Source organism: Streptomyces sp. C (assembly GCF_000158895.1).
Lineage (GTDB): Bacteria > Actinomycetota > Actinomycetes > Streptomycetales > Streptomycetaceae > Streptomyces > Streptomyces racemochromogenes.
This window is the reverse complement of the sequence record NZ_GG657750.1, coordinates 3,091,390-3,092,051: the sequence shown is the minus strand read 5'-3', so window position 1 is coordinate 3,092,051 and position 662 is coordinate 3,091,390. Positions and strand designations below refer to the sequence as shown.

The 662-nt window shown below is 75.8% G+C and carries 1 protein-coding gene; it reads left to right on the top strand.

Annotated elements, in window-relative coordinates; translation table 11 throughout:
* Positions 1-662 (top strand): HAMP domain-containing sensor histidine kinase (locus tag SSNG_RS13770; protein WP_007264441.1); only part of this gene is annotated, 662 nt, incomplete at both ends.

Here is a 662-nt window from a genome sequence, read left to right as displayed (position 1 = left end):
GTTCGTCTCCGACGTCTCGCACGAGCTGCGCACCCCGCTGACGACCGTACGCATGGCCGCCGACGTCATCCACGACGCCCGCGTCGACTTCGACCCGGTCACCGCCCGCTCCGCCGAACTGCTCGCCGGACAGCTCGACCGGTTCGAGTCGCTGCTCGCCGACCTGCTGGAGATCAGCCGCTTCGACGCGGGCGCCGCCGACCTCCAGGCCGAGCCCATCGACCTGCGGGACGTCGTGCGCCGCGTCATCGACGGCGCCGAACCGCTCGCCGAGCACAAGGGCACCCGGATCCGCGTCCTCGGCGACACCCAGCCCGTCATAGCCGAGGCCGACGCCCGCCGCGTCGAGCGCGTCCTGCGCAACCTCGTGGTCAACGCCGTCGAGCACGGCGAGGGCCGCGACGTGGTGGTCCGCCTCGCCTCGGCCGGCGGGGCCGTCGCCGTCGCCGTCCGCGACTACGGCGTCGGGCTCAAGCCCGGCGAGGCCACCCGCGTCTTCAACCGCTTCTGGCGGGCCGACCCCGCCCGGGCGCGCACCACCGGCGGCACCGGCCTCGGCCTGTCCATCGCCGTCGAGGACGCCCGCCTGCACGGGGGCTGGCTCCAGGCCTGGGGCGAGCCCGGCGGCGGCTCCCAGTTCCGCCTCACCCTGCCCCGCACCG